This is a genomic window from Streptococcus sp. FSL L8-0526 (genome assembly GCF_038007145.1).
Lineage (GTDB): Bacteria > Bacillota > Bacilli > Lactobacillales > Streptococcaceae > Streptococcus > Streptococcus thermophilus.
On record NZ_JBBOWP010000001.1, the window covers coordinates 761,446 to 780,098 of the forward strand.

General features: G+C 40.3%; 17 protein-coding genes, 2 pseudogenes and 1 riboswitch. Of the genes and pseudogenes, 11 read left to right on the forward strand and 8 right to left on the reverse strand.

All coding sequences use genetic code 11. The annotated features are described in order from the left end of the window. The first annotated feature begins 32 nt into the window (after positions 1-32). Entirely contained in the window at positions 33-887 is an 855-nt protein-coding gene (locus NSQ85_RS04120) for a cysteine ABC transporter substrate-binding protein (RefSeq protein ID WP_004197296.1), read from the forward strand. 60 nt (positions 888-947) lie between these two features. Here the strand turns inward: NSQ85_RS04120 and NSQ85_RS04125 are convergent. The 3 genes and pseudogenes from NSQ85_RS04125 to NSQ85_RS04135 form a co-directional block, all read right to left on the reverse strand. Continuing rightward, positions 948-1,685, reverse strand: a pseudogene (locus NSQ85_RS04125) (hypothetical protein). Continuing rightward, positions 1,654-2,247, reverse strand: a complete 594-nt coding sequence (locus NSQ85_RS04130) for a hypothetical protein (RefSeq protein WP_179972182.1) — start codon at positions 2,245-2,247, stop codon at positions 1,654-1,656. Before NSQ85_RS04130 ends, NSQ85_RS04125 begins: the two are co-directional and overlap by 32 nt. Beyond that, positions 2,241-2,372: a hypothetical protein gene (locus tag NSQ85_RS04135; protein WP_269473449.1), complete on the reverse strand. Its 132-nt coding sequence runs from the start codon at positions 2,370-2,372 to the stop codon at positions 2,241-2,243. Before NSQ85_RS04135 ends, NSQ85_RS04130 begins: the two co-directional genes overlap by 7 nt. A 121-nt stretch (positions 2,373-2,493) precedes the next feature. Here NSQ85_RS04135 and NSQ85_RS04140 point away from each other — a divergent pair, with 121 nt between their 5' ends. From NSQ85_RS04140 to NSQ85_RS04150, 3 genes and pseudogenes are all read left to right on the forward strand, one after another. Next, positions 2,494-3,867 carry a UDP-N-acetylmuramoyl-tripeptide--D-alanyl-D-alanine ligase gene (locus NSQ85_RS04140; protein WP_179973930.1) on the forward strand — a complete coding sequence of 458 codons (1,374 nt, stop codon included), beginning with the start codon at positions 2,494-2,496 and terminating at the stop codon, positions 3,865-3,867. An 89-nt stretch (positions 3,868-3,956) separates the two neighbouring features. After that, a pseudogene (locus NSQ85_RS04145) lies at positions 3,957-4,621 on the forward strand (YwaF family protein). Positions 4,622-4,970: 349 nt separating this feature from the next. Continuing rightward, positions 4,971-6,515, forward strand: coding sequence for a peptide chain release factor 3 (locus tag NSQ85_RS04150; RefSeq protein ID WP_179973929.1), 1,545 nt, complete (start codon positions 4,971-4,973; stop codon positions 6,513-6,515). Between the two features lie 311 nt (positions 6,516-6,826). On the opposite strand, the gene thiT is transcribed toward NSQ85_RS04150, so the two are convergent. Then, complete coding sequence (gene thiT, locus NSQ85_RS04155; protein ID WP_179972179.1) at positions 6,827-7,402, reverse strand: energy-coupled thiamine transporter ThiT; 576 nt, start codon at positions 7,400-7,402, stop codon at positions 6,827-6,829. A 78-nt stretch (positions 7,403-7,480) separates the two neighbouring features. Beyond that, positions 7,481-7,601: riboswitch (TPP riboswitch) on the reverse strand. A 102-nt stretch (positions 7,602-7,703) separates the two neighbouring features. Here thiT and NSQ85_RS04160 point away from each other — a divergent pair. From NSQ85_RS04160 to NSQ85_RS04170, 3 genes are all read left to right on the forward strand, one after another. Next, entirely contained in the window at positions 7,704-8,084 is a 381-nt protein-coding gene (locus tag NSQ85_RS04160; RefSeq protein WP_340781206.1) for a PH domain-containing protein, read from the forward strand. 13 nt (positions 8,085-8,097) lie between these two features. After that, positions 8,098-9,006, forward strand: coding sequence for a magnesium transporter CorA family protein (locus NSQ85_RS04165; RefSeq protein ID WP_340781208.1), 909 nt, complete (start codon positions 8,098-8,100; stop codon positions 9,004-9,006). A gap of 189 nt (positions 9,007-9,195) precedes the next feature. After that, the gene (locus NSQ85_RS04170; RefSeq protein WP_340781209.1) at positions 9,196-10,773 is read left to right on the forward strand and encodes a DEAD/DEAH box helicase; all 1,578 of its coding nucleotides are present in this window, start codon (positions 9,196-9,198) and stop codon (positions 10,771-10,773) included. 555 nt (positions 10,774-11,328) lie between these two features. Here NSQ85_RS04170 and NSQ85_RS04175 read toward each other — a convergent pair. The 4 genes from NSQ85_RS04175 to NSQ85_RS10695 are packed head-to-tail and all read right to left on the reverse strand — an operon-like array spanning position 11,329 to position 13,363. Further along, entirely contained in the window at positions 11,329-11,598 is a 270-nt protein-coding gene (locus NSQ85_RS04175; protein WP_179972176.1) for a GIY-YIG nuclease family protein, read from the reverse strand. A 3-nt stretch (positions 11,599-11,601) separates the two neighbouring features. After that, positions 11,602-12,366 carry a tRNA1(Val) (adenine(37)-N6)-methyltransferase gene (locus tag NSQ85_RS04180; protein WP_179972175.1) on the reverse strand — a complete coding sequence of 255 codons (765 nt, stop codon included), beginning with the start codon at positions 12,364-12,366 and terminating at the stop codon, positions 11,602-11,604. A 49-nt stretch (positions 12,367-12,415) separates the two neighbouring features. After that, a complete protein-coding gene (locus NSQ85_RS04185) occupies positions 12,416-13,147 on the reverse strand; it encodes a polysaccharide deacetylase family protein (protein WP_445330296.1) in 732 nt (243 codons plus the stop codon). Between the two features lie 9 nt (positions 13,148-13,156). Then, positions 13,157-13,363: a hypothetical protein gene (locus tag NSQ85_RS10695; RefSeq protein ID WP_232087319.1), complete on the reverse strand. Its 207-nt coding sequence runs from the start codon at positions 13,361-13,363 to the stop codon at positions 13,157-13,159. Positions 13,364-13,456: 93 nt separating this feature from the next. Here NSQ85_RS10695 and NSQ85_RS04190 point away from each other — a divergent pair, with 93 nt between their 5' ends. The 4 genes from NSQ85_RS04190 to NSQ85_RS04205 all read left to right on the forward strand — a co-directional run bounded on the left by NSQ85_RS04190 (position 13,457) and on the right by NSQ85_RS04205 (position 18,591). Next, a complete protein-coding gene (locus tag NSQ85_RS04190) occupies positions 13,457-14,212 on the forward strand; it encodes a lysophospholipid acyltransferase family protein (protein WP_179973928.1) in 756 nt (251 codons plus the stop codon). A 105-nt stretch (positions 14,213-14,317) separates the two neighbouring features. Beyond that, positions 14,318-15,013, forward strand: a complete 696-nt coding sequence (locus NSQ85_RS04195; protein WP_179973927.1) for a helix-hairpin-helix domain-containing protein — start codon at positions 14,318-14,320, stop codon at positions 15,011-15,013. Continuing rightward, positions 15,003-17,243 (forward strand): DNA internalization-related competence protein ComEC/Rec2, encoded by a 2,241-nt coding sequence (locus NSQ85_RS04200; protein WP_179973926.1) that lies wholly within the window; start codon positions 15,003-15,005, stop codon positions 17,241-17,243. Before NSQ85_RS04195 ends, NSQ85_RS04200 begins: the two co-directional genes overlap by 11 nt. Before the next feature lie 85 nt (positions 17,244-17,328). Beyond that, entirely contained in the window at positions 17,329-18,591 is a 1,263-nt protein-coding gene (locus NSQ85_RS04205) for a UDP-N-acetylglucosamine 1-carboxyvinyltransferase (RefSeq protein WP_179972171.1), read from the forward strand. The last annotated feature ends 62 nt before the right edge of the window (positions 18,592-18,653 follow it).

Consider the following 18,653-nt stretch of genomic DNA (forward strand, 5'->3'; position numbering starts at 1 on the left):
TAGTAAAAAATATAATATTTTAGGAGATATTTATGAAATTAACAAAGAAAATTTTTGCCCTATTAGCCCTCGTCTTTGCCTTGGTGGCAGTGACTGCTTGCTCAAGTAACAGTAGCTCTGGTAAATCAACAGCCAAAGCACGTACTATTGAAGAAATTAAGAAGAGTGGTGAGCTTCGTATCGCCGTCTTTGCGGACAAGAAACCTTTCGGTTATGTAGATAACAAGGGTGCTTACCAAGGTTACGATATTGAACTTGGTAACCGTTTGGCCAAAGACTTGGGTGTTAAACCGAAATACGTCTCAGTAGATGCGGCCAACCGTGCAGAATTCTTGATTTCAAACAAGGTAGATATTACGCTTGCCAACTTTACAGTAACTGATGAACGTAAGAAACAAGTGGACTTCGCCCTTCCTTACATGAAAGTCTCAATCGGTGTAGTGTCACCTAAAGACAAGGTCATCAAGGACGTTAAAGAGCTTGAAGGCAAGACCTTGATTGTTACTAAGGGGACAACTGCTGAAACTTATTTTGAAAAGAACTACCCAAATATCAAATTGCAAAAGTATGATCAATATAGCGATGCCTACCAAGCACTCCTTGATGGTCGTGGTGATGCCTTCTCAACAGATAATACAGAAGTTCTTGCTTGGGCTCTAGAAAACAAAGGCTATGAAGTCGGAATCACATCACTTGGTGACCCAGATACTATCGCTCCAGCCGTTCAAAAAGGTAACAAAGAACTCCTTGACTTTATCAATAAAGACATTAAGAAACTTGGCGAAGAGAATTTCTTCCACAAAGATTATGAAAAAACACTTCACCCAACTTACGGTGATGCTGCTAAAGCTGATGACCTCGTTGTTGAAGGTGGCCAAGTGAAATAAGACCGACACCCTCTTAGAGAGGTAAGTCTTGCTTAATAAAAATAAACAACCACTCCGTGGCTATTTAGTCTGGCTAGAAGCAGGAGTGGTTTTACTTGTTTTAGGGTGATTTTTTCTCATCTTTTTGCTTTTTATGTTTCTCCACCCAATGACAATAGTTGACAAGAAAGCGGCCCCCACCATTCCTCAAAAAAGAAAAGAGTCAATATAATCAAAAAAAGTTTTGCGTTCACCATAGACCGAGGTAGAGCCATCTTTCCAAGTCATGGTTTTGTCCCTATCATCAATCCTTTTGTAGGACTCATCATTATAAGTCAAATAATGATCTTTCCGTACATACATATTCAAATAGTTATAGCCGTGCTTTGTGGAAAGGTCTGAAAACAGACTTTCCTTGGCATAAACTTCAATGTAGAGGGTCCCATCCTCTAAGTGTTTAATATCATCAACGCGTGCATCTTTAATAAGGACATGTCCATCTTGAACAATATCCCAATCGACCTTGCCGGACCTATGAGCTCTTTCGTAGGATATGGCAAGCTGATGATTTTCAGATTGCCACAGACCGTAGATACCATCTTTAGAAACCCCATCGTCAAAGAAAATCATATAGACGATGAAAATCGGTATCATGAGAGGAAACATATCATAAACACATTGACTAGACGGTCTGTAAATTTATCCCAGCGTGCTCGCCATCCCGTTTTACTTTTTTTCTTTTCGATATGCTTTTTGTGAGTGATACTTTCGATTGAGTTTCTTTCGGTCAGCGTATTTTCTGTTTGTTTGGTGTCTCATTGAGTTTTTCTCTCCTCTTTTGCCGAGCCTCTAAAATAACAAGAAAGAAGCCCAGTCCCAGAATTCCACGATAGATAGTTTGAACAATTGTAGATAGGTTGGTTTTCCGTTCACCATAAGGGCTGGTGGAACCATCTTTCCAGGTGATAGTCTTGTTTCCAGAATTGATACGCTTGTAGGACTCGCCATCATAAGTTAGGAGATTCCCTTTTCGTACATACATTTCCAAGTAATTGTAACCGCCTTTTTGAGGAAGTTTTGAGAGGATATTTTCTGGAGCATAGACCTCAATATGGAGTGTTCCGTCATTCATTTTTTTGATAGTACGAGTATTTGCAACATTGATTATCGTTTTGCCATCCTGGACGACTTGCCAATTCGTATCACCATGTCTACGGATGTGTTCATAGGAAATGGCTAGCGTGTGGTTTTCGGATTGCCAAAGTCCGTAGATAATACTTTCATTGACCGTATAGTGCTTGTAATAATAAAAACCACCATAAAGCAGTGCTAGTATCCCTAAGATAATCAATTCAGATGTTGGCTCTAGTAGAACTACCATTCTCCAATTAAAGCGCCAGCTTTTAGGTTCTTCAATGCTTTGGCAGTCACTTCTTCTGTCTTTCTCTTTGTTAGAGGAACTGATTGATCTTTTTCTTTGTCATGACTAATCCTTTCATCAACCATTGTAACAAATTCATTTCCCAAGCAAAAGCTAGCCCGATTTGTGATATAATTGGGAGTGATTGAAGTCAAGAAAATCTTATTTCTTGTCAGACTTGTAAAAAATATAATAGAGGATTTTAAGATGAAACTGACACTCCATGAAATTGCCAAGGTTGTTGGTGCTAAAAATGATGTCACTGCCTATGAAGATGTCGCCCTAAACCAGATTGAATTTGACAGCCGTAAGATCACAGCGGGGGATCTCTTTGTGCCGCTCAAAGGTGCGCGTGATGGGCATGATTTTATCCAAACAGCCTTTGACAACGGTGCTCTAGCGACATTCACAGAAAAAGAATTACCGGCTGATCAAGCCCACATCCTAGTCGATGACACTCTTGAAGCCTTCCAAGAACTAGCTGCCTACTATCTTGAAAAGACTGGTGTTGATGTTATTGCTGTGACTGGTTCTAACGGTAAGACAACCACCAAGGACATGATTCATGACATTTTGGCAACGACCTACCGCACTTACAAGACACAAGGCAATTACAACAATGAGATTGGTCTTCCTTATACAGCCCTCCACATGCCTGATGATACGGAGAAAATCGTCCTTGAGATGGGACAAGACCATATGGGAGATATTCATCTCTTGTCAAACTTGGCTAAGCCAAAAACAGCCGTTGTTACCTTAATCGGAGAGGCTCACTTGGAATTCTTCGGTAGCCGTGACAAGATTGCTCAAGGTAAAATGCAAATGCAAGACGGTATGCCTGATGGTAGTCTCTTGCTTGTGCCATGTGATCCAATCGTTGATCCTTTCTTGCCAAGCAATCTTGAAGTGGTACGCTTTGGAGATGGTGCAGAGCTTACAGTCTCTGAGTTGACGGAATACAAGGATCATCTTACCTTTTCAACAAAGTTCCTAGACGGACAAGTTACCTTGCCAGTCACTGGAAAATACAATGCCACAAATGCCATGGTTGCTGCCTATGTCGCAAAACATTTGGGTGTAACTGAGGAAAATATCCTCTCAGCTCTTGCTAACTTGCAACTCACAAAAAACCGTACCGAATGGAAAAAAGCAGCTAATGGAGCGGATATTCTTTCTGACGTCTACAATGCCAATCCAACAGCTATGAAGCTCGTTTTGGAGACCTTCTCAGCCATTCCTAAGAATGAAGGAGGCAAGAAAATCGCTGTCCTAGCTGATATGAAAGAACTCGGTGAACAGTCTGTACAACTTCATACACAGATGATTTTAAGCCTGACACCAGATGTTATTGATACGGTGATTTTCTATGGTGAAGACATTGCAGAATTGTCACAACTTGCCAGTCAAATGTTCCCACTTGGTCATGTTTATTATTTCAAGAAGACATCTGATGAAGACCAATTTGATGCTATGGTCAAACAAATCAATGAAAGTCTAGGCGAACACGATCAAATCTTGCTTAAGGGCTCTAACTCTATGAACCTAGCCAAGGTTGTGCAAGAACTCCAAGCTAAGGATTAAGTTCTCTAACCTGCTCTCTAAAGCAGGTTTTTGATTTACCCTGAAATTTGATATAATAGCAGGCATAGCAATTTCATCAGGAGAAGAGAATGAAGGATTTTTTGACAATGACCCCAACTCATCCCCCCATATACCTCTGCCCTATTATTTGCTTATGCTCTTGGCGATGGTACTCTTGAGTTACCTGAGTTGGCTTTGGCATAACAATAATGTATGGCGTTGGACCTTTATCACTATTCAAGCCATTCAACTCTTTGCCCTCTACACCTGGTACCTCTGGCAAGGCTTTCCTCTTTTTATTAGTCTGCCCTTTTACCATTGCCGTATGGCCATGTTTGCTGTTCTCCTCTTGAAAAATAGTAGGACAAAGACTTACTTCGCTATTATGGGAGTCGTCGGAACCTACTGTGCATTGATTTACCCAGTATTTGATCCCTATGAGTTTCCTCATATCACAGGATTTTCTTTCCTAATTGGTCACTATGCCCTACTTGTCAATAGCCTGAATGTCATTTTTAACAGTTATAAAACCCATCCCATCAGTCTAGGACTGATTGTGGTGTCTACCTTCCTACTAAATCTAGGTCTGGTAATAGTTAATCAGACCATCGGTGGAAACTATGGGATGCTTAAACACACGCCATTTATTATGGGACCCCCCTTAGTTGTCAAATAGCTTGCTGTTTCAGGAACTTTGATTATTCTTATGATAATTATGAAAAAGAGTCTGGAATATTTTGAAGATAAGTATTGAATAAATGAAGAAACACGCCATCAGAAAGCTAATAGCATGTTTTGTCATTTTATTTGTTTTATTCTAATACAAAACGCTTTCAAAATTGCTTTCACACTGTAATTTGGATATAATAAAAGAGCTGTGCCTCCGAGAATTATCGCAAGCCTCGACAACAAATGTAGCTTTTAAAAGACAGAAATTTTCTGAAAGAAGTGCTACAACTATCTTACTTTTCAATCTGGTTAAAACCTATTACTGTCAGTAGCTATGGAACGTAGAAGTTTTGCGATTCCTAAGGAAGCTGCTAACGTTCGATACCACTAAGGAAAAGTATCAAAAAGATTATTTTTAAAGAAGAAAGAAAACTATGAGCATTCGAGACGAAATCAAAAAACGCCGTACTTTTGCCATCATCTCTCACCCTGATGCTGGTAAAACAACAATCACTGAACAATTGCTTTACTTTGGGGGTGAAATCCGTGAAGCTGGTACCGTAAAAGGTAAGAAGACCGGAAATTTTGCCAAATCAGACTGGATGGATATTGAGAAACAACGTGGTATCTCAGTAACCTCATCTGTGATGCAGTTTGACTATGCCGGCAAACGTGTCAATATCCTTGATACCCCAGGGCACGAGGACTTCTCAGAAGATACCTACCGTACTCTTATGGCGGTTGATGCTGCCGTAATGGTCGTTGACTCAGCCAAAGGTATTGAGGCCCAAACCAAAAAACTTTTCGAAGTTGTCAAACACCGTGGTATTCCTGTCTTCACCTTCATGAACAAATTGGACCGTGATGGACGTGAGCCACTTGACCTCTTGGAAGAGTTGGAAGAAGTGCTTGGTATTGCCAGTTACCCAATGAACTGGCCTATCGGTATGGGGAAAGCCTTCGAAGGTCTTTATGACCTTTATAATGAACGCTTAGAGCTTTACAAGGGTAACGAGCGTTTTGCCAAGATTGAAGATGGTGATACTCTATTTGCCAACAATCCATTCTATGAGCAAGCTAAAGAAGATATCGAACTCTTGACAGAAGCAGGAAATGAATTCTCTGAAGAAGCTATTTTAGCTGGTGAATTGACTCCGGTCTTCTTCGGTTCTGCCCTTACAAACTTTGGGGTTCAAACCTTCCTCGATACCTTCCTCAAATTCGCGCCAGAACCACATGGCCATAAGACAGTAGATGGTGATGAGATTGATCCTCTTAACAAGGATTTCTCAGGTTTTGTTTTTAAAATCCAAGCTAATATGGACCCACGTCACCGTGACCGTATTGCCTTTGTTCGTATCGTGTCTGGCGAATTCGAGCGTGGTATGAGTGTTAACCTAACCCGTACAGGTAAAGGAACTAAGCTCTCTAACGTCACTCAGTTTATGGCCGAGTCCCGTGAAAATGTCGAAAATGCTGTGGCTGGAGATATTATCGGGGTTTACGATACAGGAACTTACCAGGTTGGTGATACCCTTACTGTAGGAAAAAATAAATTTGAATTTGAGCCACTACCAACCTTTACGCCCGAGTTGTTCATGAAAGTTTCTGCTAAAAACGTTATGAAACAGAAGTCTTTCCACAAGGGAATTGAACAATTGGTGCAAGAAGGAGCCATCCAGCTCTACACCAACTACCAAACTGGCGAATACATGCTTGGTGCTGTTGGTCAACTTCAGTTTGAAGTCTTCAAGCACCGTATGGAAAATGAATACAATGCCGAAGTCGTCATGACACCAATGGGTAAAAAGACCGTACGTTGGATTCAACCTGAGGATCTTGACGAACGCATGTCATCAAGCCGAAACATCTTGGCCAAAGATCGCTTTGACCAACCAGTCTTCCTCTTTGAAAATGACTTTGCCCTTCGTTGGTTTGCGGATAAATACCCAGATGTAAAATTGGAAGAGAAGATGTAATGTACTAAGATTGCTTGGCTATTTCATAGCCTAAGTAATCTACACCACGTCCTATGGGACCGTGGCTAAGTCCCTTACTAACTCGAAAACGGGGAAAACATCGTTTCCGTTTTCTCATGTCGTAACACGATGACTATTTAGTTTTTGCAAATCGTTCATCTTTTGACGCGAGTCACTATCTTGTGTCTAGCTAGCCGTCTCACTAACTGCGTCAGACGAATTAATATGATTCGTCTGACGTCGTGTCGTAATATTTCATAAAAATAAAAGAAACCATAGGATTACCAATTAAGACTGTCCTATGGTTTCTTTTATTTTTCCGTATTGAGTAATCTGCCTAGGAATCGTTGCAGGGCGAAGAAAACAATAAGGCTTGCCAATGTTTCTCCTAGAAAAGATGAGCTATTGACAATGAATGAATAAAGATAAGGGCTTTGTCCTTTAGGAGCATAGCTTCCCCAAAAGATGACACCAGCTATAAAGTGGATGAGGTAACGAGCAAAGCTACCAAGCAGAATCCCCCCAGTGATATACATCAGAGATTTAACTTTATAGCCTTGTTTAATGGCTTTATCTAGGGCTGGTTTGACCACACCACTAATCCCAATAAGGCTAAAGGCGACAAAATACTCCAGAAAACCTTGTGTTAATGTTAGCCAACCACCGGCTGCTTGTCCTGTCACCACTTGGAGAAGCCCCCAGATAAGGCCTCCCATAACACCGGCTTTAAGCCCCCAGCGAAAACTGAGGAGAAAGATAGGCACCATTTTAAAGGAAAGGGAAATCCAAGGGCCTAGGGACATTGGCTGGGTAACTAGGCCCAGGATATAAGCAATGGTCGCCAAAAGGGCGATATCAATCATTGGTCGAATACTCGTTTTCGACATAAAAAAACCTCCTATACCAATCGTCTTGATTGGCTATTTTTTTGCCACATCAAAACGACGTCATAGAAGTCTATTTCAATCTATTTTGAGACACATCCCTACGCAGGTTCTAACCTGATCAGGTGGTAAGAGTTTAGGCAAGTCTTGAAGAAAAGATTCAAGCTAGCCATTCTCAGCAATTGCTCCTCTTGTGACTCTTTTATTGTACTACCAGAAACCAATTTCTGCAAGTGTATTAAATCTTAAAATGTGGTATAGTCAAAGCAAGAACTATCTTTAAAGTAAAAAAGGAGCAACAACTATGGGAATTTTTTTAGGATTGCTTGGCAATGCATCTAAGAAAGATAATGACAAGGTTGAGCGTCAATTGGAGAATATCTTGATTCCAGGTGAACAGGTGGACTTAGCCTATGTCCTTGTTCGTGACTTGATTGTCTTTACAGAGAAACGCTTGATTTTAGTGGATAAGCAAGGTGTTACAGGAAAGAAGACTTCCTACAAATCTATCCCTTATCACTCAATCTCTCGTTTCACTGTAGAAAGCTCGGGGAACTTTGACCTAGATGCTGAACTTAAGATTTGGATTTCATCAGCACTTGAGCCCGCAGAAGTGCTTCAATTTAAGAGCGATAATAATGTCTTTGAAATTCAGCAAGCTTTAGCAACAGCAGTGCTAGAATGAAGAGGAATTGACTATGTTTATTGAAAAGGAACTTGGTTACAAGCGTCACTGGATTAATATTGACTCAGACATTATATCTGAGCAATCCTACCTTTATACTAAGTACGATATTGACCAAGAAACCGTAGAGTATGCCTTGGATAAAAATGAACGAGCCCACATGGATTACAACCGTGAGAATGGGACAATTACCTTTATCTATAATGTTCTGGCGCTTGAAAAGGAGAAGGAATACTATGAAACTATCCCTCTGACTTTTATTGTACAAGATACGCGTTTGGTGACCATTAGTAACGAGGATAACGCTTATGTGATAAGAAAGATGCAAGACTATGTGGATAACCATGAGGATTTGTCTATCTACAAGTTGCTTTTTGCAGGACTTGAGATGATTTCAAATGCTTATTATCCCGTTATTGAACGCTTGGATCAGCAAAAAGATGAAGTTAGTCGACGCCTAAGGCAGACCACGACAAGTAAGAATCTTTACGATCTTTCAGATTTGGAAATAGGCATGGTCTATTTGGTGACTGCAGCTAAACAAAACCATCTCCTTTTGGAACACATTAATGGGCATGCCATTTATCGTCGTTTCAATGAGGTCGAAAAAGAGCAGTTTGATGATGCTATGATTGAAGCCAGGCAGTTGGTTGCCATGACGGATCTTATTTCAAAGGTCTTACAACAACTATCAGGTTCTTATAATAATATCCTAAACAACAATCTGAATGATAACTTGAGTAATTTGACTATTATCGAGGTACTCTTGGGAGTTCTTTCCGTCATTACCGGTTTCTTTGGGATGAATGTTCCTATACCTTTTATGACTGTCAGTCCAGCCTGGATTTTCATCATTTTTGGTAGTATCATTCTTTGTTTGGTCTTGGCCCGCTATCTGCGTTGGTTGGTTCATAAAAAATAATCAGTGAGTGAAACCGCTTTCTTAAATTGGAGGCGGTTTTAAAACATTATTTTCTGTCTTTTTATCCTTAAATATGGTAGAATAGATAAGTTGTTAATTAACGACTGTAAAATACAAGCAGATGCTTTATCTGCTCATCCAAGTCTCATAAGGTAGCTTCGCACTACCTTCAATAGAAAGAAGAATACTTTGAAATTTACAGATTTAAACCTATCAGAAGACATCCAATCAGCTGTTGTAGCTGCCGGTTTTGAACAACCATCACCTATCCAAGAGTTGACAATTCCACTTGCTCTTGAAGGTAAGGATGTCATCGGTCAGGCACAAACTGGTACTGGTAAAACAGCTGCCTTTGGTTTGCCTACTCTAGATAAAATTCGTACAGAAGAAAATACAATTCAAGCCCTTGTTATTGCCCCAACACGTGAGTTGGCAGTGCAATCTCAAGAAGAGCTTTTCCGTTTTGGCCGTGATAAGGGCGTTAAGGTTCGCTCAGTATACGGTGGTTCTAGCATCGAGAAACAAATCAAGGCCCTACGTTCAGGTGCCCACATTGTAGTAGGGACACCAGGTCGTCTCCTAGACCTTATCAAACGTAAAGCCCTTAAACTTAACAATATCGAGACTTTGATTTTGGATGAAGCTGATGAAATGCTTAACATGGGCTTCCTAGAAGACATTGAAGCAATTATCAGTCGAGTACCAGAGAAACGTCAAACCCTTCTCTTCTCAGCAACTATGCCTGATGCCATCAAACGTATTGGTGTTCATTTCATGGAAGATCCTGAGCATGTGAAAATCAAGGCTAAGGAATTGACCAATGTTAACGTTGATCAATACTTTATCCGAGTGAAGGAACAAGAGAAGTTTGATACAATGACTCGTCTTATGGATGTTGACCAACCTGAATTGTCAATCGTCTTTGGACGTACCAAACGTCGTGTGGACGAGTTGACACGTGGTTTGAAACTTCGTGGTTCCCGTGCAGAAGGTATCCACGGAGACCTTGACCAAAACAAACGTCTTCGTATTATCCGTGACTTCAAGAACGGCCAAATCGATATCTTGGTTGCGACAGACGTTGCGGCGCGTGGTCTTGACATTTCAGGTGTTACTCACGTCTACAACTACGATATTCCACAAGACCCAGAAAGCTACGTTCACCGTATTGGACGTACAGGCCGTGCAGGTCAATCAGGTCAATCGATTACGTTCGTTTCTCCAAACGAAATGGGTTATTTGAGCATCATCGAAAATTTGACTAAGAAACGCATGAAAGGCCTTAAGTCACCAACAGCTCAAGAAGCCTTCCAATCTAAGAAGAAAGTTGCCCTTAAGAAAATTGAACGTGACTTTGCGGATGAAGCTATCCGTGCTAACTTTGACAAGTTTAAGGACGATGCTGTTAAATTGGCTCAAGAATTCACACCTGAAGAATTGGCGCTTTATATCTTGAGCTTGACAGTTCAAGATCCAGAGACAATGCCAGAAGTGGAAATTGCGCGGGAAAAACCATTGCCATTTAAACCATCAGGTGGTAACTTTGTTGGCAAAGGTGGCCGTGGTAACCGTGGGCGCGATAACAACCGTCGTGGTGGATACCGTGGCGACCGTAACCGTGATGATCGAGACGGTGGCCGTCGAGACTTCAAACGCAAGTCTAAGAAGAACAGTCGTGACTTCGAAAATGGTGGCAACAAACGCCCACACCGTGCTTCAAGCGAAAAGAAAAATGGCTTTGTTATCCGTAACAAGGATGATAAGTAAGAATTAAAACGCTCTAAAAAATAGAGCGTTTTCCTATACCTTGAATATACAATATAAGTACATAATCAAAACTCATAAGTTTTTCTATAACCAACCAGTGATTGATGCTCAACCAAAACCATTAATCAATCTTCAGTGGTTGTTTAATTTAAATTATCAAAGTAGGTTTAATTAGAGAATAAGATAGCATAGAAGCATTTTGTAAGATTATTTATACCTAAAGATGAGTTTATCTATATTATTGTGGCATTTACTGCGGATATAATTCAAGACACCTTGCAGTGTGTCTTTTTTATTTACTAAATTTGGAGTAATACCACTGATTTTAAAGCTTTTTAGAGCATGTAAAATTACTCACGCGCGTGAGTTGTACTACTATGAGAGTATATTTCAAATGGAAGTGATCTAACATTGGTTGATAATCAGATCATTCAGCTGTGAGAGAACAAACTTAAAAATAAGGTACGAAAATATCATAACTGAAAAACATCTTATGAAGTCTTATAAGAGGAAAATATGTACTTAATTTGATAATTCAAGACCAAAAAAACACGGTTATTTTTTTGTGTGTTCTTTGATGTAAGCTAGTTTTTTCTCTCGGCTTTTTTTCTTGAAGAGTGCTTCGGCACTCATGGCTTCAGACTTGCTGTCAAAGGCTTCTGAGTAGAGGAGTTTAACTGGTAGGCGGACTCTGGTATACTTGGCACCTTTGCCTGAGTTATGGGTTTTGAGGCGACGTTCGACGTCTGTGGTGTAGCCTGTATAGAGGGTACCATCGGCACACTCAGCCACATACATGTAGGCCTTGCGATTCTTTTCTACCATCGTTTAAGACTCACCCTCAGTCTTTTTTTCAAAGTATATCTCAAAGATTTCGTCGGTATAGTCGCCATTTTTCTTGTGCACAAAGAGAGGGGGAAGGATTTTTAGTCCATCGGTCGATCCGTCTTTGATGGCCTCAATCAGTAGCATATTTGCCTCACGTCCCATCTTAGGATAGATAAACTGGATGCGTTTAGGTGCTAGATTATACTGGCGCATGGTGTCGATGATATCCAAAAAGCGGTCAGGGCGATGCACCATGGCAATGCGCCCATTAGATTTGAGTGCATGACGTGCGACCTGGCAAATTTCCTCTAGGTTGGTCGTGATTTCATGACGGGCCAATAGGTAGTGCTCTGACAGATTCTTCTTAGACGTTTCTGTCGCCTTAAAGTAGGGAGGGTTACAGAGGATAAGGTCCACCTGAGATCGTGGGGCATGGTCAAGCAAATTTTTTAGGTCGTCATTGACAACAGTCACCTGATCTTCTAATCGATTAAGAGTTACGGAACGCTTGGCCATATCAGCCAGGCGTTCTTGCAGCTCAACCAAGATAATCGGTGCCTCAGTGCGTGTACTGGCAAAGAGGCCAATGGCACCATTTCCTGAACAGAGGTCGACTATTAATCCCTTTTTTGGAATTTTTGGGAATCGAGAGAGGAGGACACTGTCAATAGAATAGCTGAAGACTTCCTTATTTTGAATGATTTTTACATCTGTGGAGAAGAGTTGATCAATGCGTTCTCCATCTTTTAAAATTGGATTTGTCATAGTTTTTATTGTAACAAAAAACAGCTCCCAAAGGAACTGTTGTGAGTTCTTAATCTAGGACACCAAAGGTGTAGCCTTGGTTTTTGTAATATTCGATAATTTGTGGAAGGGTTTGAACAGTAAGCTCTTTACCACCAGTGTCATGCATAAGGACAACATTAACATGACTTTCAGGGAAATATTTTTGTGAAGCATCCAAGTAGGCCATCATAGTTTTGGATGTGGTTGGGCGAACAGAGGATGGTTCTGCATCTCCACAGAGCATGTTCCAGTCAATCCACTGGATACCTTTATTGGCAAGAGCTTGGTCAGTTGCCTCTAATCCTTGCCATGACATATGATCACCAGGGTAACGGAAAATTCTTGTTTTGAAGTCCTTACTTAGGATGTCTTGGAAATTGGTATTGGTTTGGTCAACCTCAGAAATAATTTGACTTTGATTTGGAACACGCCCAGGATAAAGTAGCTTAAAGTTGTGGCTAAGGCTATGGTTAGCAATAGCATGTCCTTCTGTAATTTGGCGTTTGAGTATGTCCGCATTTTCTTGACTAATGGTATACCCAATGTGGAAGAAGGTTGCGTGAACGCCGTATTCTTTCAGAATATCCATGACTTGTGGTGTCAAGGTAGAATCAATCCCGTCATCGAAGGTTAAAAAGACAACCTTATCGTTAACATCTTGAGATATACCTCGGATAGTGTTATTAACAGCAGTAACGTCGTAGGCATAATCAGAGGCTTCAATGCTATGGTTACTACCTTTTTTGAGTTGTTTTTTTATCGTTTTTTTTTAAGCTTGTTCTGGAGAAGAACTTGCTCTGTTAGCTACTTGTTCAGCTTTAAAGCTGTGTCGTTGTGATAAGGCAAAGCCTAGGACGGCCAGTACGGCCAAGTTAGCAATAATGAGGCAAAGATTAAGTGCCTTTCTGTTTTTCCCTATAATCTCAGTACTTTTTTTCATAGTTACATTATAGTTGAAACAATTAGAAAGTGCCACAGCATTTCCAATTGTTTTACAAAGAAATTCTATGAAAAAGCGTTACTTTTTTTGGTATAATAGTTAAAAAATTGTAGAAAAAGAGGTAAAAACGTGTTTTACGCTTATTTACGTGGGCTTGTTGTCTTCCTTCTATGGATTATTAATGGCAATGCCCATTATCACAATCGGGACAAGTTGTTGAGTAAGGACGAAAACTATATCTTGGTGGCTCCACACCGAACTTGGTGGGACCCTGTTTATATGGCTTTCTCAGCTCGTCCCAAGCAGTTTGTTTTCATGGCTAAGAAAGAACTTTTTAAGAATCGTATCTTTGGTTGGTGGATTCGTATGTGTGGTGCCTTCCCGATTGACCGTGAAAATCCTGGTCAGGAGGCTATTAAGTATCCTGTCAATATGCTTAAGAAGAGTGATCGTAGCTTGATTATGTTCCCAAGTGGCAGTCGTAATTCTTCTGATGTTAAGGGTGGGGTTGCGGTTATCGCTAAAATGGCTAAGGTTAAGATTATGCCAGTTGTCTATCAAGGACCTCGTGAACTCAAGGGGCTCTTGGCAGGTGAACGTGTGGATATGAACTACGGTAATCCTATTGATATTTCAGATTTGAAGCGTTTGAATGATGAGAATATTCAAGAGGTTGGCTGTCGTATCCAGTCTGAATTTGATCGCCTTGATGAAGAAGCTTTGAGCTATCAAACAGGTAAGAAACCAAATCCATTGACTTATATTTACCGTCTACCTCTCGGTCTTGTGGCTATCCTTGCAGTGATTTTGACTATGGCTTTCTCATATGTAGCTAGTTTTATTTGGGATCCTGAAAAACACCGTGCCAAAGAAACACAGAAATAAGCTAATAACTCTGTCAGACATAGATCTGATGGAGTTTTTCTTTTTAATATATTTTTCAAGTTTTTTACGAATAAGAAAGAAAATATATCAATTAAGGAGACTGATGTGAAGGAAAAGATTCTATCCTATGTTAACAATAATCGTCTATTTGTGAGTATAATTGGTGTTCTGGTGGTGGTTTTCTGCTTCTTTCTGTGGATGACTTGTGGTGCCGGCAATAGCATGGAGGCAGAGACGTCTTATACAGATGTGACAACTTTGTCTACCTCTTCATCTAAACAAAGCTCAAAATCACTTACGGAAGTGTCTTCTCAGTCACAAACTGAAGGAAGTGAAAAAGTTAAGTCAAAAGTAACGGTAGATGTTAAGGGGGCTGTGGTCAAGCCAGGTGTCTATACGCTAAAGGCAGGAGTTAGGGTGACAGATGTCATTCAGAAAGCTGGAGGAATGACAGAAGATGCAGACGCTAAGAGTGTTAACTTAGCCGCAAGCTTGTCAGATGAAGAGGTTATTTATGTAGCCAATAAATATGAAAATGTTTCTGTCCTTGATCAATCAGGTACTGGTCAGGTCTCTGACAAAGGAGGGCAGGCTGTATCTAAGGATGGCAAAATTAACTTAAATACAGCGACCTCAGAGCAGTTACAAACTATTCCTGGAATTGGTGCCAAGAGGGCAGAGGATATTATCGCTTATCGTGAAAGTCATGGTGGCTTTCAATCTGTGGATGATTTGAAAAATGTCTCAGGGATCGGAGATAAGACTTTAGATAAAATCAGAGAGTCCATCTATGTGGCTTAAAAAATCTCCAATCAATCTTTTTTCCCTAGCGCTTTTAATAGTTGCTCTTTATTTTACTATTTTTGTATCTAATTTCTATGCTATTGGGACTTTTGTCTTTCTGATGATATGTTTTTTGAGGCATCATTGGAAGAATAGAGCAACTCTAAAGTTGGTGGGACTTGTAGGTGGTTTCTTTTTGGTCTACTTTTTATTTTTATACCATATAGCTATCATGCAAGATAAACAGGCTCCTGCTGAAATTCATCAGGTGACACTGGTTGCAGATACGCTCTCAGTTAATGGTGAGCGATTATCAGCAATCGGGAAGTCAAATGGACAAACCTATCAGGTCTTTTACCGGCTAAAATCTGATAAGGAGAAGCATTTTTTTAAGACTACTAGTCAAACGCTTGTTTTAAAAGGGAAAATAAAGTTGTCCTCGGCAACTGGTCAACGTAATTTTCAAGGCTTTGATTATCAGTCTTATCTAGCTAGTCAGGGCATTTATAGGATTGCTCAGATTGAGCGTCTGGAACATGTCGTAACCCCAAAATCGATATCTCCAATAGCTTTTTTCCATCAATTGAGGAGGAGGGCTCTAGTTCATATTCAGACGCATTTTCCTAATCCGATGAGACACTACATGACAGGACTGCTCTTTGGGTATTTGGACAAGGAGTTTGATGAGCAGAGTCAACTCTACACCAGCTTGGGGATTATTCATCTTTTTGCGCTATCGGGTATGCAGGTTGGATTTTTTCTTGGCTGGTTTCGCTATGGACTTCTCCGTTTGGGGCTTCCCAAAAATTATATCCTTACTATCTTATTACCTTTTTCGATTTTCTATGGCTTAATGACTGGTTGGACGGCTTCGGTCTTACGTTCTTTGATTCAAAGCCTCTTGTCTGAGTGTGGTATTAAAAAACTGAACAATATGGGCATAACGCTACTTCTATTTTTTCTAGTCTTGCCTCATTTTCTTTTAACGGTAGGAGGTGTTTTAAGTTGTTCTTATGCCTTCTTGTTGTGTTTATTTAATTTTGAGGAGATGCCGTCCTTTAAAAAGTCAATTTATATGAGTTTGGTATTGAGTCTTGGGACTTTGCCTTTTTTGACCTACTATTATGGAACTTTTCAACCATTGAGTTTGATTCTGACGGCAATCTTCTCTCTAGTTTTTGATAGCTTTCTCTTACCTGTCTTAACAGTACTTTTTACACTTTCAGGAATGGTAATTTTTTCTCAATTTAACCCACTTTTTGAATGGATGGAGTTCTTTTTGACTTGGGTACAATCTTGGGGAGTCCAGCCATTGATTTTAGGAAAACCTAGCTTGTTTCAGTTTGTCTTGATGATATTTGTATTGGTTTTGCTCTTTGATTTTTGGAAAAAGCCTCAGTTTAGAATATCCCTCTTGATGATTTTTAGTCTTTTGATGGTCTGGGTCAAACATCCTTTAATAAATGAAGTAACGGTGGTCGACGTTGGTCAAGGAGATAGTATTTTTTTAAGGAGTATGAAAGGTGAGACGGTCCTAATAGATGTAGGTGGCAAGGTGACTTTCGTCTCTAAGGAAAAATGGCAAGAGGGGAGCCAGACGAGTAATGCGGAGAAAACCTTAATTCCCTATTTACAGGAAAGGGGAGTGTCTCAAATTGACTATCTGGTTCTGACTCATACGGATACAGATCATATTGGTGATTTGGAGGAAGTGGCTAAACGGTTTAAGATTAAGGAAATTTGTGTCAGTAAGGGGGCTTTGACTAAGCCTAGTTTTGCCAAACGTATTCGATTTCTTAAACGTCCCGTTCGCACTTTAAAGGCTGGTGATAAGCTGACTATGATGGGAAGTAACCTACAGGTTCTTTATCCTAATAAAATTGGTGATGGTGGTAACAATGATTCACTTGTTCTCTATGGAAAGTTATTGGGAACCAGTTTTTTGTTTACTGGTGATTTAGAAAAAGAAGGAGAGGAGGAATTAATGGCTAGCTATCCAAATTTAAAAGTAAGGGTCCTAAAAGCAGGACATCACGGTTCTAAAGGCTCTTCATCAGAAGCTTTTTTGGATCAGCTAAAGCCATCACTTGCTCTTGTCTCAGCTGGTGAAAATAATCGTTATAAGCATCCAAATGATGAAACATTAGAGCGTTTCAAAGAACGTCACATTAAGGTTTTACGCACAGACCTGGATGGTGCCATTCGGTTTAAGGGATGGTTCCAACTATCAAGTGAAACTGTCCGATAATTGTTTGGATTCTTAATTTGTCATGCACCTCAATCTATGGTAGAATGTAAAGGTTAATATTCCAGTATAAGAAAGATTGAGCAGTATGCGTAAAATTATCATCAATGGTGGTAAGAAACTTCAAGGAGAAGTTACAGTATCAGGAGCTAAAAATTCAGTTGTTGCATTGATTCCAGCCATCATTTTATCTGATGGAGTGGTTACTCTTGACGGGGTACCAGCAATCAGCGACGTCGATAATCTAATTGAGATTATTGAAGTAATGGGTGGTTCTGTTAAGCGTGATGGCGAAATACTTGAAATCGACCCTCGAGGCGTTAAAGATATGCCAATGCCATTTGGTAAGGTTAACAGCCTTCGTGCTTCATATTATTTCTATGGTAGTTTGCTTGGGCGTTATGGTCAAGCTATAGTAGGTTTGCCTGGTGGATGTGATTTAGGACCACGTCCTATTGACCTTCACCTTAAGGCCTTTGTAGCTATGGGTGCTAGCATTTTCTATGAAGAAGAAGCTATGCGTATTGCTACGGATGCTGGTCAACGTATCAAGGGTGCTCACATCTATATGGATACGGTTAGTGTGGGGGCGACTATCAATACCATGTTGGCAGCGGCTAAGGCTGACGGTCGTACTGTTATTGAAAATGCGGCTCGTGAACCTGAGATTATTGATGTGGCAATGCTTCTCAACAATATGGGTGCGCGTGTACGTGGCGCTGGTACAGACGTCATCACGATTGAGGGTGTAGAGAGCCTACATGGTACTCGCCATCAAGTTATTCCAGACCGTATTGAAGCAGGCTCATACATTGCCATGGCGGCAGCTATTGGTAAGGGAATTAAAATTAAAAATGTTCTCTATGAACACCTTGAAAGTTTTATTTGTAAGCTTGAAGCAATGGGTGTTCGCATGACCGTTGAAGAGGATGCAATCTTTGTGGAAGAACAGGGTGATTTAAAACCTGTTGACATTAAGACATCACCTTACCCAGGTTTTGCGACGGATTTACAACAACCAATGACACCATTGTTGTTGAAAGCAAGTGGCCGAGGAAAAATCATTGATACGATCTATGAGAAGCGTGTAAATCACGTTCCTGAACTGACTCGTATGGGTGCTGATATTCAAGTACTTGGTGGTCAGATTGTTTATAATGGTCCAACGCAACTTTCTGGTGCACCTGTGAAAGCTAGTGATTTGCGTGCGGGTGCTGCACTCGTTACTGCAGGACTTATGGCAGATGGTCAGACTGAAATAACAAACATTGAATTTATCCTTCGGGGGTATTCAAATATCATTGAGAAACTTTCTGATCTTGGTGCAGATATTCGTTTGATTGAAGATTAAGCCTAAGGTTTAACCGCTAGTGGTTGAGCCTTTTTCCATTTCTAAAACTGTGTTATAATACT

Bases quoted from the DNA above. Each gene is read 5' to 3' on its own strand.
- NSQ85_RS04120 (WP_004197296.1), top strand. From the start codon at position 33: ATGAAATTAACAAAGAAAATTTTTGCCCTATTAGCCCTCGTCTTTGCC.
- NSQ85_RS04130 (WP_179972182.1), bottom strand. From the start codon at position 2,247: ATGGTAGTTCTACTAGAGCCAACATCTGAATTGATTATCTTAGGGATA.
- NSQ85_RS04135 (WP_269473449.1), bottom strand. From the start codon at position 2,372: ATGGTTGATGAAAGGATTAGTCATGACAAAGAAAAAGATCAATCAGTT.
- NSQ85_RS04140 (WP_179973930.1), top strand. From the start codon at position 2,494: ATGAAACTGACACTCCATGAAATTGCCAAGGTTGTTGGTGCTAAAAAT.
- NSQ85_RS04150 (WP_179973929.1), top strand. From the start codon at position 4,971: ATGAGCATTCGAGACGAAATCAAAAAACGCCGTACTTTTGCCATCATC.
- thiT (WP_179972179.1), bottom strand. From the start codon at position 7,402: ATGTCGAAAACGAGTATTCGACCAATGATTGATATCGCCCTTTTGGCG.
- NSQ85_RS04160 (WP_340781206.1), top strand. From the start codon at position 7,704: ATGGGAATTTTTTTAGGATTGCTTGGCAATGCATCTAAGAAAGATAAT.
- NSQ85_RS04165 (WP_340781208.1), top strand. From the start codon at position 8,098: ATGTTTATTGAAAAGGAACTTGGTTACAAGCGTCACTGGATTAATATT.
- NSQ85_RS04175 (WP_179972176.1), bottom strand. From the start codon at position 11,598: ATGGTAGAAAAGAATCGCAAGGCCTACATGTATGTGGCTGAGTGTGCC.
- NSQ85_RS04180 (WP_179972175.1), bottom strand. From the start codon at position 12,366: ATGACAAATCCAATTTTAAAAGATGGAGAACGCATTGATCAACTCTTC.
- NSQ85_RS04200 (WP_179973926.1), top strand. From the start codon at position 15,003: ATGTGGCTTAAAAAATCTCCAATCAATCTTTTTTCCCTAGCGCTTTTA.
- NSQ85_RS04205 (WP_179972171.1), top strand. From the start codon at position 17,329: ATGCGTAAAATTATCATCAATGGTGGTAAGAAACTTCAAGGAGAAGTT.